Annotated in this window: 10 protein-coding genes; 3 read left to right on the plus strand and 7 right to left on the minus strand. The window is 58.0% G+C overall.

Annotated features, from left to right (window positions below):
* Positions 1-24: 24 nt before the first annotated feature.
* The 5 genes from prpF to ALTER154_RS16020 all read right to left on the minus strand — a co-directional run bounded on the left by prpF (position 25) and on the right by ALTER154_RS16020 (position 6740).
* Positions 25-1212, minus strand: a complete 1188-nt coding sequence (gene prpF, locus ALTER154_RS16000) for a 2-methylaconitate cis-trans isomerase PrpF (RefSeq protein ID WP_160088488.1) — start codon at positions 1210-1212, stop codon at positions 25-27.
* Between the two features lie 102 nt (positions 1213-1314).
* Complete coding sequence (acnD, locus tag ALTER154_RS16005; RefSeq protein ID WP_160090179.1) at positions 1315-3924, minus strand: Fe/S-dependent 2-methylisocitrate dehydratase AcnD; 2610 nt, start codon at positions 3922-3924, stop codon at positions 1315-1317.
* Between the two features lie 11 nt (positions 3925-3935).
* On the minus strand, positions 3936-5096 hold the full coding sequence (gene prpC, locus ALTER154_RS16010; RefSeq protein WP_160088490.1) for a 2-methylcitrate synthase: 1161 nt from the start codon (positions 5094-5096) through the stop codon (positions 3936-3938).
* A 31-nt stretch (positions 5097-5127) separates the two neighbouring features.
* Entirely contained in the window at positions 5128-6012 is an 885-nt protein-coding gene (gene prpB / locus ALTER154_RS16015) for a methylisocitrate lyase (RefSeq protein WP_160088492.1), read from the minus strand.
* Complete coding sequence (locus ALTER154_RS16020; RefSeq protein ID WP_160088494.1) at positions 6009-6740, minus strand: GntR family transcriptional regulator; 732 nt, start codon at positions 6738-6740, stop codon at positions 6009-6011. The genes prpB and ALTER154_RS16020 overlap by 4 nt, the downstream gene beginning before the upstream one ends.
* Before the next feature lie 303 nt (positions 6741-7043).
* On the opposite strand from ALTER154_RS16020, the gene ALTER154_RS16025 reads away from it, so the two are divergent.
* From ALTER154_RS16025 to ALTER154_RS16035, 3 genes are read left to right on the plus strand one after another with little or no spacing between them, the layout of a single operon-like run.
* Positions 7044-7580 carry an ATP-dependent zinc protease gene (locus ALTER154_RS16025; RefSeq protein ID WP_160090181.1) on the plus strand — a complete coding sequence of 179 codons (537 nt, stop codon included), beginning with the start codon at positions 7044-7046 and terminating at the stop codon, positions 7578-7580.
* Between the two features lie 5 nt (positions 7581-7585).
* The gene (locus ALTER154_RS16030; protein ID WP_160088496.1) at positions 7586-9112 is read left to right on the plus strand and encodes an inactive transglutaminase family protein; all 1527 of its coding nucleotides are present in this window, start codon (positions 7586-7588) and stop codon (positions 9110-9112) included.
* 4 nt (positions 9113-9116) lie between these two features.
* A complete protein-coding gene (locus tag ALTER154_RS16035; protein WP_090255909.1) occupies positions 9117-10103 on the plus strand; it encodes an alpha-L-glutamate ligase-like protein in 987 nt (328 codons plus the stop codon).
* 64 nt (positions 10104-10167) lie between these two features.
* Here the strand turns inward: ALTER154_RS16035 and ALTER154_RS16040 are convergent, their stop codons facing one another.
* Complete coding sequence (locus ALTER154_RS16040) at positions 10168-11316, minus strand: MalM family protein (RefSeq protein ID WP_160088498.1); 1149 nt, start codon at positions 11314-11316, stop codon at positions 10168-10170.
* A 9-nt stretch (positions 11317-11325) separates the two neighbouring features.
* Complete coding sequence (locus ALTER154_RS16045) at positions 11326-12918, minus strand: outer membrane protein transport protein (protein ID WP_160088500.1); 1593 nt, start codon at positions 12916-12918, stop codon at positions 11326-11328.
* Between the last annotated feature and the right edge of the window lie 2 nt (positions 12919-12920).

The raw sequence follows: 12920 nt of genomic DNA on the forward strand, positions 1-12920 counted from the left end.
CGAGCCTTTTCTCATTTATAAACGCTACAAAGCATCGCCCGGCACACGCACCCAACCTTCCATCAAGATTCGCGCGCTGCGACTCATGATCGCCTTGGTTACCGTCCACTGACCGTCGACCAGCGCCGCCTGCGCACCAACGCGCAAGGTGCCGGATGGATGGCCAAAACGCACGGCTTCACGCGCACTGCCGCCCGCTGCCAGATTGACCAAGGTGCCGGGAATTGCCGCTGCGGTGCCGATGGCCACCGCGCAGGTACCCATCATGGCGTGGTGCAGCTTGCCCATAGACAGCGCACGCACCAGCAGATCGATTTCGCCCGCAGGCACCGTTTTGCCACTGGAAGACAGGTAATCCTTGGGTTCGGCGACAAAGGCGATTTTCGGCGTGTGCTGGCGGGTCAGTGCCTCATCCGCCGTTTTGATCAGCCCCATGCGCAACGCCCCCGCCACACGGATTTTCTCGAAACGCGCCAGCTGCTCAGGGTCACCGTTGATCTGCTCGCGCAACTCAGTGCCCTGATAGCCAATATCTTCGGCGTTTACGAACACGGTCGGAATGCCCGCAGTGATCATGGTTGCCTTGAAGGTGCCAACACCCGGCACGTCCAGGTCGTCTACCAGGTTGCCGGTGGGGAACATCGAGCCCCCCTCCTCGCCGTCGTCAGACGGATCGAGGAACTCCAGCACGATCTCGGCCGCTGGAAAGGTCACGCCATCCAGTTCGAAGTCGCCGGTTTCCTGTACCTGGCCATTGGTTATCGGGACATGGGCGATGATGGTTTTCTGGATATTCGCCTGCCAGATCCGCACCACGCACACGCCGTTTTCCGGGATGCGCGCAGGGTCAAGCAGACCGGCATGAATGGCAAAAGCCCCAGCACCGGTAGACAGGTTGCCGCAGTTGCCGCTCCAGTCGACAAAGGCCTTATCGATCGAAACCTGACCATAGAGATAGTCAACATCGTGATCCGGTTGACTGCTTTTCGACAGGATCACGCACTTGGAGGTCGAGGACGTCGCACCGCCCATGCCGTCGATCTGCGCGGCATAAGGGTCAGGACTGCCGATCACCCGCATAAACAGCTTGTCGCGCGCGGCGCCCGGCACCTGGCAGCTTTGCGGCAGGTCCTGCAGCCGGAAGAACACGCCCTTGCTGGTACCGCCACGCATATAGGTGGCAGGAATTCTAATCTGGGAGAGATGAGCCATGGTTTGGTCCTGGCTGAAAAGTGAAATTGCCGTAGGGTGGATCACGCTTCACCGTCGGTGCGTGAAGGCGGTGGATGGAAAAGCGCCATCCACCCTACGGAATCAGGCGACGGCGCCTTCGAGGAAGTCCTGAGCGAAACGCTGCAGAACACCACCGGCCTTGTACACATGCACTTCGGCTGCAGTGTCCAAACGACAGGTCACTGGCACCTTGACCACTTCACCATTGCGGCGATTGACCACCAGGGTCAGGTCGCAGCGTGGCGACACATCGCCCTGGATGTCGTAGGTCTCGGTGCCGTCCAAACCGAGAGTCAGGCGGGTAGTGCCCGGCTTGAACTCGACCGGCAGCACGCCCATGCCCACCAGGTTGGTGCGGTGAATACGCTCGAACCCTTCGGCCGCGATCACTTCCACGCCCGCCAAGCGCACGCCCTTGGCTGCCCAATCACGCGAGCTGCCCTGACCATAGTCAGCACCGGCGACGATGATCAGGTTCTGCTTGCGGTTCATGTAGGTTTCGATCGCTTCCCACATGCGCATCACCTTGCCTTCCGGTTCAACGCGGGCCAGCGAACCCTTCTTCACCACACCGTCAACCACAGCCATTTCGTTGACCAGTTGCGGGTTGGCAAAGGTCGCGCGCTGCGCGGTCAGGTGGTCACCGCGGTGGGTGGCATAGGAGTTGAAGTCCTCCTCTGGCAAGCCCATTTTGTGCAGGTACTCACCGGCGGCCGAATCCAGCAGGATGGCGTTGGAAGGCGACAGGTGATCGGTGGTGATGTTGTCCGGCAGGATCGCCAGCGGCAGCATGCCTTTGAGCGTGCGCTCACCGGCCAGTGCGCCTTCCCAGTATGGCGGGCGACGGATATAGGTGCTCATCGGGCGCCAGTCGTACAGCGGGCTTTCGGCTTCGGTGACAGTGCCCAGGTCGAACATCGGGATATAGATCTGCCGGAACTGCTCAGGCTTCACCGAGGAGGCGACGATGGCGTCGATCTCTTCGTCGCTCGGCCACAGGTCTTTGAGGGTGATCGGGTTGCCGTTCTGGTCATGACCGAGCACATCTTGCTCAATGTCAAAACGCACGGTGCCGGCAATGGCGTAGGCCACTACCAGCGGCGGCGAAGCCAGGAAGGCCTGCTTGGCATACGGGTGGATGCGCCCGTCAAAGTTGCGGTTACCGGAGAGTACAGCAGTAGCGTAGAGGTCCCGGTCGATGATTTCCTGCTGAATAACCGGGTCCAGCGCACCGGACATGCCGTTACAGGTGGTGCAGGCGTAGGCGACGATGCCAAAACCCAGCTGTTCCAGCTCGCTCAGCAGGCCAGCCTCTTCCAGGTACAACTTGGCGACTTTCGAACCGGGCGCGAAGGACGTCTTGACCCACGGCTTGCGTAACAATCCCAGCTGGTTGGCTTTTTTCGCCAGCAGGCCGGCCGCCACCACGTTGCGCGGGTTGGAGGTGTTGGTGCAGCTGGTGATGGCGGCGATGATCACGGCGCCATCCGGCATCAGGCCCTCACCCTCTTCCAGTTTGCCAGCAGCCAATTTGGCCTCGTCGGCAATGCCGCGCTCATGCAGCGCCGAGGTCGGCAGGCGCTTGTGCGGGTTGCTCGGGCCGGCCATGTTGCGCACCACGGTCGACAGGTCGAAGCTCAGCACGCGCTCGTATTCAGCACTGACCAGCGCATCGGCCCACAGGCCGGTGGTTTTGGCGTAGTGCTCGACCAGCGTCACCTGCTCCGGCTCACGCCCGGTGAGCTTGAGGTAGTCGATGGTCTGCTGGTCAATGTAGAACATCGCCGCCGTTGCGCCGTACTCCGGGCACATATTGGAGATGGTTGCACGGTCACCGATGGACAGGCTGTCTGCGCCCTCGCCGAAGAACTCGACCCAGGCCCCAACCACGCGTTCCTTGCGCAGAAACTCGGTCAGCGCTAGGACGATATCGGTGGCGGTGATCCCAGGCTGGCGCTTGCCAGTCAGTTTGACGCCGACGATATCGGGCAAGCGCATCATAGACGGCAGGCCGAGCATCACCGTCTCGGCTTCCAGGCCGCCGACACCGATGGCGATCACGCCCAACGCATCGACGTGCGGGGTGTGCGAGTCGGTACCGACGCAGGTGTCCGGGAACGCAATACCGCCACGCGCCTGGATCACCGGGCTCATTTTCTCCAGGTTGATCTGGTGCATGATGCCGTTGCCGGCCGGGATCACGTCGACGTTCTTGAACGCCGTCTTGGTCCACTCGATAAAGTGGAAGCGGTCCTCGTTGCGGCGTTCTTCCACGGCACGGTTCTTCTCGAACGCATCCGGATCAAAGCCGGCGAATTCCACGGCCAGGGAGTGGTCGACGATCAGTTGGGTCGGCACCACCGGGTTAACCTTGGCTGGGTCGCCACCTTGTTCGGCGATGGCATCACGCAGGCCGGCCAGGTCGACCAGCGCAGTCTGGCCAAGAATGTCGTGACACACCACCCGCGCCGGGTACCAGGGAAAATCCAGGTCCTGCTTGCGCTCGATTAGCTGCTTGAGCGCATCAGTCAGCGCTGCGGGTTCGCAGCGGCGCACCAGTTGCTCGGCCAGCACGCGGCTGGTGTAGGGCAGTTTGGCGTAGGCACCCGGGGTGATGGCATCGACCGCCTCACGGGTGTCGAAGTAATCCAGCACCGTGCCGGCCAGCGGTTTGCGGTATTGAGTGTTCACTGGGCTGCTCATTATTTGCGGTCCTTGAGCGGCACAAACTTCAGGTCTTCAGGACCTGTGTAGTTGGCGCTCGGACGAATGATCTTGCCGTCGATGCGTTGCTCGATCACATGGCTGGACCAGCCGGAGGTGCGCGCGATCACGAACAACGGGGTGAACATGGCGGTGGGCACGCCCATCATGTGGTAACTGACGGCGCTGAACCAATCGAGGTTGGGGAACATCTTCTTGATGTCCCACATGATGGTTTCCAGACGCTCGGCGATGTCATACATCTTCATATTGCCCTGCTCAGCCGACAGCTCATGGGCCACTTCCTTGATCACTTTGTTGCGCGGGTCCGCCACGGTGTAAACCGGGTGGCCAAAGCCGATCACCACTTCCTTCTTTTCGACCCGCGCACGGATATCGGCCTCGGCCTCCTCCGGGGTGTCGTAGCGTTTCTGCACCTCGAAGGCCACTTCGTTGGCACCGCCATGTTTCGGGCCACGCAGCGCGCCGATACCGCCGGCGATGCAGCTGTACATATCCGAGCCAGTACCGGCGATCACCCGCGAGGTGAAAGTCGACGCATTGAACTCGTGCTCGGCATACAGGTTGAGCGAGGTGTGCATGGCGCGCACCCAGGATTCACGCGGCTTCTCGCCATGCAGCAGATGGAGGAAATGCCCGCCAATGGAATCGTCGTCAGTTTCCACCTCGATGCGCTTGCCGTTGTGACTGAAGTGGTACCAGTACAGCAGCGCGGAACCCAGAGAAGCCATCAGCTTATCGGCGATATCACGAGCGCCAGGGTGATTGTGGTCGTCCTTTTCTGGCGACACGCAACCCAGTACCGACACAGCGGTACGCATCACATCCATCGGATGAGCGGACGGCGGCAATTGTTCAAGCGCAACCTTCAATGCCGCCGGCAACCCACGCAGGGCCTTGAGTTTGGCCTTGTAACCGGCCAATTCGGCGACGTTGGGCAGCTTACCGTGCACCAGCAGATGGGCGATTTCCTCAAATTCGCAGCGGTTGGCAAAATCGAGTACGTCATAACCACGGTAATGCAGGTCGTTACCGGTGCGACCCACGGTGCACAGGGCGGTGTTGCCGGCAGCAGTGCCAGAGAGAGCCACGGATTTCTTCGGCTTGAAGCCTGGGGTGGTTTCCGGGGTTGCGCTCATGCTTATCTCCTCAAATCCGGTTGGTGCGTTGTTATTTTTTTGCGGCAAACAGGGCGTCGAGCTTCTGCTCGAAGGCGTGATAGCCGATGCGGTCATAGAGTTCGGCGCGGGTCTGCATCAGCTCGATCACGTCTTTCTGGTGGCCGCTCTGGCGAATCGAGGTGTAGACACTTTCTGCGGCCTTGTTGGCGGCGCGGAAGGCCGACAGCGGGTAAAGCTGGATGGCCACGCCCACTGAGGCCAGTTCGTCACGGGTGAACAACGGCGTGGCGCCGAACTCGGTGATGTTGGCCAGTACCGGGACATTCAGCGCATCGACGAAGCGCTTGTAGGTCGGCAGGTCATAGGCCGCTTCGGCGAAGATGCCGTCGGCACCGGCCTCCACGTAACGCAGGCAGCGCTCGATGGCGGCATCCACACCCTCGGCCTGAATCGCGTCGGTGCGGGCAATCAGGAAGAAATCAGGATCGGTTTTAGCATCAGCGGCAGCGCGTACGCGATCGACCATTTCCTCGCAGGAGACGATCTCCTTGCCCGGACGGTGGCCACAACGCTTGGCACCCACCTGATCTTCGATATGCGCGGCAGCGGCGCCGGCCTTGATCAGGTTCTTGATGGTGCGCTCGATATTGAAGGCGCTCGGGCCAAAGCCGGTGTCGATGTCCACCAGCAGCGGCAGGTCGCAGACATCGGTGATACGACGCACATCAGTGAGCACGTCATCCAAGGTGTTGATGCCCAGATCAGGCAAACCGAGCGAGCCGGCTGCCACACCGCCACCGGACAGATAAATAGCTTTGAAACCTGCGCGCTTGGCCAGCAAGGCATGGTTGGCATTGATCGCACCGATCACCTGCAGGGGCGACTCGATGGCAAGCGCCTGACGGAAACGCTGGCCTGGGGAAAGCTGACTCATGACTCACCTCGTGGTTTGGCTGTCTTGGTGTGCGCGCCCGTGCTGCTGGAGAAATGGCGCTCGATATTGCGTTTGGAAGCCCCGATATGACGGCGCATCAACAACTCGGCCAATTCGCCGTCTCGATCGGCGATGGCATCGAGAATACGATGGTGTTCGGCAAAGGCCTGACGCGGACGATTGGGCGTCGCGGAGAACTGCAGGCGGTACATGCGCACCAGTTGATAGAGCTCACCACAGAGCATCTGGGTTAGGGTCTTGTTGCCACTGCCCTGAATGATCCGGTAATGGAAGTCGAAATCGCCTTCCTGCTGGTAGTAGCCGACGCCCGCCTTGAAGGCGGCGTCTTGCTCATGCAGATCGAGCACCGCGCGCAGCTCATCAATTTCTGCCTGACTCATACGCTCGGCAGCTAGGCGACAAGCCATACCTTCCAGGGACTCACGAATCTCATAGAGTTCGATCAGTTCGGCGTGACTGAGCGACACCACCCGCGCGCCTATGTGCGGCACGCGCACCAGTAGGCGCTGACCTTCCAGGCGATGAATCGCTTCACGCAGCGGGCCACGGCTGATGCCATAGGTGCGCGCCAATTCAGGCTCGGAAATTTTGCTGCCGGGGGCAATCTCGCCCTTGACGATAGCCGCCTGAATACGCCGGAAAACCTGCTCAGAAAGCGTTTCAGCATCTTCCTGGCTGGACTCGAGCGACTCAATTACATCAAGCATATTGTCGACACTGCACAAATTAAGTGCCTGAAAACTACGCCCAGAAGGCATTAGTGTCAAACAAACCAAGAAGATTGTTGACAGTGCGCAGCACTACTTTAGTCGCCCGCAGTCGCGACCTTACTTGCATAAACGCCTATAAGCGCCTGTCACGACTGAAAAACCCCATGTTAGAATGCCGTCCGCTTAACACGAGCAGAGGAATTTCTGACTGCCTGCTAGACTCCAAGCCCAGGTGCGTCAAGAGTCGCTTGCGCAACCTGCATGTGCTTGTCCCTTCATCAACACCATACTTCAGGACTTATGACACTAAAGCCCACCATTCTTCTGCTATGCCTGCTACTTACTCCCAGCCTGAGTTTCGCTGCGGAGAAGACAGTCTATGGGCTTAATGAATACGTCCGTTTATTCGACCTCGACCTGAAGCTTGCCGCCAAGCTCGACACCGGCGCCAAGACCGCATCACTGAGTGCTCGCGACATCAAACGCTTCAAGCGTGATGGCGAGACCTGGGTACGTTTCTACCTGGCCATCGACGAAGCACATAGCAGTCCGATCGAACGCCCCCTGGCGCGCATCAGCAAGATCAAACGCCGCGCAGGCGACTATGATCCACAGGAAGAAAAAACCTATACGGCACGCCCCGTGATCGAAATGGATGTGTGCATGGGCAGTAGCCTACGCACAATTGAAGTGAACTTGACCGACCGCAGTGCTTTCCAATACCCGTTGTTGATAGGCTCCGAAGCACTCAAACGCTTTTCGGCGCTGGTCGATCCGAGTCTTAAATACGCAGCAGGTAAACCTGCTTGTGCCCCTGACGCAAACCTTGGCGAGTAATTCCCATGCGCTCTCTTACCCTCCATCTGAAAGTCCTGGTCATACTCCTCGTGAGCCTGGGCGTTCTGATCACGGCTTATCAGATCTTCATCCTCGGCATTCCCATGACCGAAGACGAAACTGATGACCTGTGGAACATCGACGCCAAAGTCGAGTTCCAGGCCAATCCACGCGAGCCAGTAAAGCTGCAGATGTTCGTGCCGCCGTTGGCCCAGGATTACGTCAGCCTGAATGAGAGCTTTATCTCGAATAACTACGGCGTGAGCATCAACCGCGCCGACGGTAACCGCAAAGTCACCTGGTCCGCACGTCGCGCCAGTGGCAAGCAAACTCTCTACTACCGCCTGGTGCTGACCAAGCGCTACAGCGGCGAGCAAGCCAAAGCCAAGGGTCCGATCTTCCGCGACAGCATCCCGGTTGAAGGCGCCGAGAAGATTGCTGCCGAAGCGTTGCTGGCACCTATTCGCCAGCACTCAGCGGACGTTGAAACCTTTATCAGCGAGACCATCAAGCGCGTTAACAACAGTAATGATGACAACGTCAAACTGCTGCTGGGCGGCGATGCCTCTACCCCGAACAAAGCCAAAGTAATCGAACTGCTGCTGTCCATCGCCCATGTGCCAATGGAGCGCGTACACACCATTCGCCTGGCTGCGGATATCCAGCAAAACCCAGAACTGTGGCTGCGCAGCTTCAACGGCGAGAACTGGCTGTATTTCAACCCAGAAAGCGGCGAGCAAGGCCTACCGGTTGATCGTCTGGTCTGGTGGATTGGCGATGACAACCTGGTCACCCTGGAAGGTGGTAAGCAGGCGCAAGTCAGCTTCAGCCTGAACAACAGCGAAATGAACGCCATTCGCCTGGCCAAGCTGACCGACGAAAATACCGACGCTGACTTCCTCGAATACAGCTTGTACGGTCTGCCGCTGCAAACTCAGCAGACCTTCATGATCATGGTGATGATCCCGATTGGCGTGCTGGTGATTCTGATCCTGCGTAACCTCGGTGGCCTGCAAACTCTCGGTACCTTCACCCCAGTTCTGATTGCCCTGGCTTTCCGTGAAACCCAGTTGGGCTTCGGTATTATCTTGTTTACCGTGATAACCGCTCTGGGTCTGTCGCTACGCTCCTACCTTGAGCACCTGAAGCTGCAGATGCTGCCAAGGCTATCGGTGGTGCTGACCTTTGTAGTGGTGCTGATAGCGGTGATCAGCTTGTTCAGCCATAAGCTGGGCCTGGAACGCGGCCTTTCCGTGGCCCTGTTCCCAATGGTGATTCTGACCATGACCATCGAGCGCCTGTCGATCACCTGGGAAGAGCGCGGCGGCGGCCATGCCTTCAAGGTCGCCATCGGCACCCTGTTCGCCGCTACCCTGGCGCACCTGCTGATGAGCGTGCCGGAACTGAACTACTTCGTGTTCACCTTCCCGGCCGTGTTGATGATTCTGGTGGGCTTCATGCTGGCGATGGGTCGCTACCGTGGCTACCGCCTGACCGAACTGTTCCGCTTCAAAGCCTTCCTCAAGGACTAATGCCATGTTCGGTCTGATCAAGACGTGGAAAGCCCTGGAAGCCAAAGGCATCATGGGCATCAATCGGCGTAACGCGGACTACGTGCTGAAGTACAATAAACGGCACCTGTACCCGATCGTCGATGACAAGATCATCACCAAAATGCGCGCTATCGAAGCGGGTATCGATGTGCCGGAAATGTACGGCATCATCGATACCGAAAAAGGCATCGATAACCTGCGTGCAATTATCGGTGATCGCCCGGACTTCGTGGTCAAGCCAGCGCAAGGCGCTGGCGGTGACGGCATCCTAGTGATCGCGGATCGCTTTGAAGAGAAGTACAAAACGGTCTCAGGCAAGATCATCAGCCACGAGGAGATCGAGCATCAGATCTCCAGCATCCTGACCGGGCTCTACTCCTTGGGCGGTCACCGTGATCGCGCACTGATCGAATATCGGGTCACACCCGACCAGATTTTCAAGAGCATCAGCTACGAAGGCGTGCCAGACATTCGCATCATCGTGCTGATGGGCTATCCAGTGATGGCCATGCTGCGCTTGCCGACGCGCCAATCCGGCGGCAAGGCCAACCTGCACCAGGGCGCCATTGGTGTCGGTGTAGACCTGGCCACCGGCGTGACCCTGCGCGGCACCTGGCTGAACAACAAGATCAGTAAGCACCCGGACACCACCAATGCGGTAGACGGTGTGCAACTGCCCAACTGGGACGGCTTTATGAAGCTCGCCGCCGGCTGCTACGAGCTCTGCGGTTTGGGCTATATCGGCGTGGACATGGTGCTGGATCAGGACAAGGGCCCATTGATTCTCGAACTCAACGCCCGCCCTGGCCTGAACATCCAGATCGCCAACGACTGCGGCCTCACCCACCGCGCCCACGCAGTCGAGGCGCGTATCGCCGAACTGCAGAAAAAAGGTATCGTCGAAACCGCCGAAGAGCGCGTGCGCTTCTCGCAAGAGCTGTTTGGCCATGTCTCGATTGCGCAAATCTGATTGATCACACAAACAAAAAAGCCCGGACAAGTCCGGGCTTTTTTATGGCTGTTTGATTGGGTCGCTAACGCACAATCGCCAATTCGAATGCGCCTTCATCGCTGTGTGCATGGGTCTGCATACCAGCCTCATCGACTGCCAGCGCCTGCAGGGGCCGCTTGAAGGGTTTGTTATCCAGGGTTTGCAGGCTGCGATCTTCATCCGTAGTCAATAGCAGCACATAGTGCTCACCGGCTGCGGCTCTTACCGGCACAGTACCTTCGATAAAGGCATAGCGATACCAGGTTTCCGCATGCAGCTGATACACCGCATCACTCACCAGGCGCGTTGGCTGCTTGGCCTGATCAAGGAACAGCAAGGAGGGATACGCGACCTGTTTATTGGCAAAGCTGCGAATACGCAAACCGAAGTCGTACTGCGAGCGTGGCAGTTTCAGGGCCGCGTAGTAGCTCTTGCCCATGGGAAAATCCAGGCTGGGAGAAAAGCGATTGAGCTCTTCATAACGTGGTTCATCGGCACTGATAGGGGTGAAATCTTCCTCACTCAATTGCCCACAGCAACGCTCGACTAGTTCCTGATAGCGCCCCTCAACCTTCTCTTCAGTACCCGCCAGCAAGGCCTGCATCGCGGCAGTGGGCTGCCCATCCAGCCCCGGCAAAGTGTGTGGTTTAGCGTCAAAGGTCACTTCCCTACCCTGGGTCAGCGGCACATTGTGCAAGGTGGGTGTCGGCGCTTTGGCTCCCTTGGGCGGGACCTTGGAGTTACGCATGCGCCCCTGTTCATCCACCCAGGTGAAGTAGCGTCCATCCTGCTCGTCACGGACAAAATCGCGCCCCTCCAATACATCAGAGCTGATGTAAGCACTGGAGCGCTCACCCGTACCCAGAAGAATCTCATTACCGCCGGCTTGCACCTGCTGACCCGCGTAGAAGCTGTTCTGCAGATTGCCGCTGGCGTCCACCCAGGTGAAATAGCGTCGCTTGCTTTCACCAGTGCTCTTGCTACCCGGCCAGACTGCTGCCTCACCGTCATTCAAGCGCGCCTGATCGCTGCGCTGGATATTGCCGGTAGCCGTCTGTTGATGCGCCACGTAGCGATTGTTGACAAAACTGTTGTGCACCCGCCCCTGATCATCCACCCAGGTTAAATAGCGGCCGCTGGCGCTGGCCTGCGTAGCCACCATAAAACCCACTAGCATCAGCACAATACGCATGACTGAACCCTAGAAAGTGGTGCGATAGGTCAATGCCAATACATAGGCTTTGACACTGGTTTTAACATCCAAATCGGCATAAGGGTTGTATACCATGCTGTCGATGGATGAGCAGTTGATATTGCAACTGGAACGCGCCGGGATGTCCTGTTTACTGACAAGATAGTTGAAGCCCAGATCGATCACAGTGTCCTTATCCCACTGATAACCCACCCCGAGACCATAGAGTTTGGCATCCCCAAGAGGTGCCAGTACGTCAGCCTTGTTGCCGGGAATGGCTGAAGGTCTTGGCTCATACCCCATACGCAAACTCAGGCGGTCATTAACCTGGTATTCGACACCAACGGCCCAACTCCAGACGGACTCATAACCACGGTCAAGAATGATGCTGGTGGATGTGGCGTTCTCAGGTGAGAACAGACTGGCGATGGTCAGGATATCCAGCTGACGGTCGAACTCCAGTTCGAACTTGTCCCAGGCTGCATAGTCGGTCCACTTCACATCTAGGTTGATCTGCCAACGCTCATGCGGCTTGAACTTGATACCGCTGGCAAAGTGGGCCGGATAGGTCATATTCAAGGAAACGTTGCCCTGCTCCTTATCGAACAAGCCATCCGGTGTCAGGGTATTGAACACCGCACCGATAAATGAGCCGTCCAAGCCCTGCCAGAAACCCTGCCAATTCTCCGAATAATCCACCACATAGCGCCCTTTCAAGCGCATCCTGGCTTCACTTTGATACACCGCACCCAACGCAAACCAGTCGCTTGGCTCCCACAGAAAGCCGACGTTCCAGGTAGGTGAAAGGGTTTGCTGCATATCGATATCGATATTGGCGATGTCAGTGAACGGACCTAACTCACCGCCACAAATATTCAGGAAAATCTCGAACGGATTACTGTCAACCAAACACAACGCATCCTGAGCAACACCGACAAACCCAGTGAGGATGCCAGGCGCACGAAAATCCTGATTTAGCGCCATCGCCTGATGGGAAAAACCGATAGACAACCCCAGTGATAACTCGTCATTGACCTGATATGCCAGCGAGGGTGAAAAGTAGGTCAGGCGCTGGATAACCAATTCCTTGCCTTGATAACGCCCTGGGTCGTCATCGTCACGGGCAAAACCCAGTGCTTGTGGCGTGTACATATTGGTAGCAAAGGTCAATTTGGAGCCTGGGGGCGTGATCGACAACCCTGCCAACGGAGCAAACAGCATCGGCAACTCCGTTGCACCGCCCACGCCAGGCAGATACATCATGGCCGCACCGGCTCGACTAGATGAATTGGCAACCGGGTCGTTGTCGAGACCAAGAAAGTTACTTCCGTAACCTTCAGGCGCATCAAAATCGGCACGAATATCCATCATCCCAGTGATGAATTTGACCGTCGTTTGTCGACCTTTCAACTTGCTTAAGGCGGCCGGGTTGTAATGCACAGAGTCGATTCCGACAAAGTCAGCCGTAACTGCGTTGCCAAGTGCCATGGCCTTAGGGCTACCAATCGTTAGATTCTGTGCCAACTGTGCCTGGGCGAACCCACAACAGAGCGAGGCTACCCAAAAAATCGCCTGCGTGAGCAGCGAAATTCGCGTATTCATAA

This window comes from Pseudomonas sp. 9AZ (assembly GCF_902506525.1).
Taxonomy (GTDB): domain Bacteria; phylum Pseudomonadota; class Gammaproteobacteria; order Pseudomonadales; family Pseudomonadaceae; genus Aquipseudomonas; species Aquipseudomonas peli.

Bases quoted from the DNA above. Each gene is read 5' to 3' on its own strand.
- ALTER154_RS16025 (WP_160090181.1), top strand. From the start codon at position 7,044: ATGACACTAAAGCCCACCATTCTTCTGCTATGCCTGCTACTTACTCCC.
- ALTER154_RS16020 (WP_160088494.1), bottom strand. From the start codon at position 6,740: ATGCTTGATGTAATTGAGTCGCTCGAGTCCAGCCAGGAAGATGCTGAA.
- prpF (WP_160088488.1), bottom strand. From the start codon at position 1,212: ATGGCTCATCTCTCCCAGATTAGAATTCCTGCCACCTATATGCGTGGC.
- prpC (WP_160088490.1), bottom strand. From the start codon at position 5,096: ATGAGCGCAACCCCGGAAACCACCCCAGGCTTCAAGCCGAAGAAATCC.
- prpB (WP_160088492.1), bottom strand. From the start codon at position 6,012: ATGAGTCAGCTTTCCCCAGGCCAGCGTTTCCGTCAGGCGCTTGCCATC.
- ALTER154_RS16030 (WP_160088496.1), top strand. From the start codon at position 7,586: ATGCGCTCTCTTACCCTCCATCTGAAAGTCCTGGTCATACTCCTCGTG.
- ALTER154_RS16040 (WP_160088498.1), bottom strand. From the start codon at position 11,316: ATGCGTATTGTGCTGATGCTAGTGGGTTTTATGGTGGCTACGCAGGCC.
- ALTER154_RS16035 (WP_090255909.1), top strand. From the start codon at position 9,117: ATGTTCGGTCTGATCAAGACGTGGAAAGCCCTGGAAGCCAAAGGCATC.
- ALTER154_RS16045 (WP_160088500.1), bottom strand. From the start codon at position 12,918: ATGAATACGCGAATTTCGCTGCTCACGCAGGCGATTTTTTGGGTAGCC.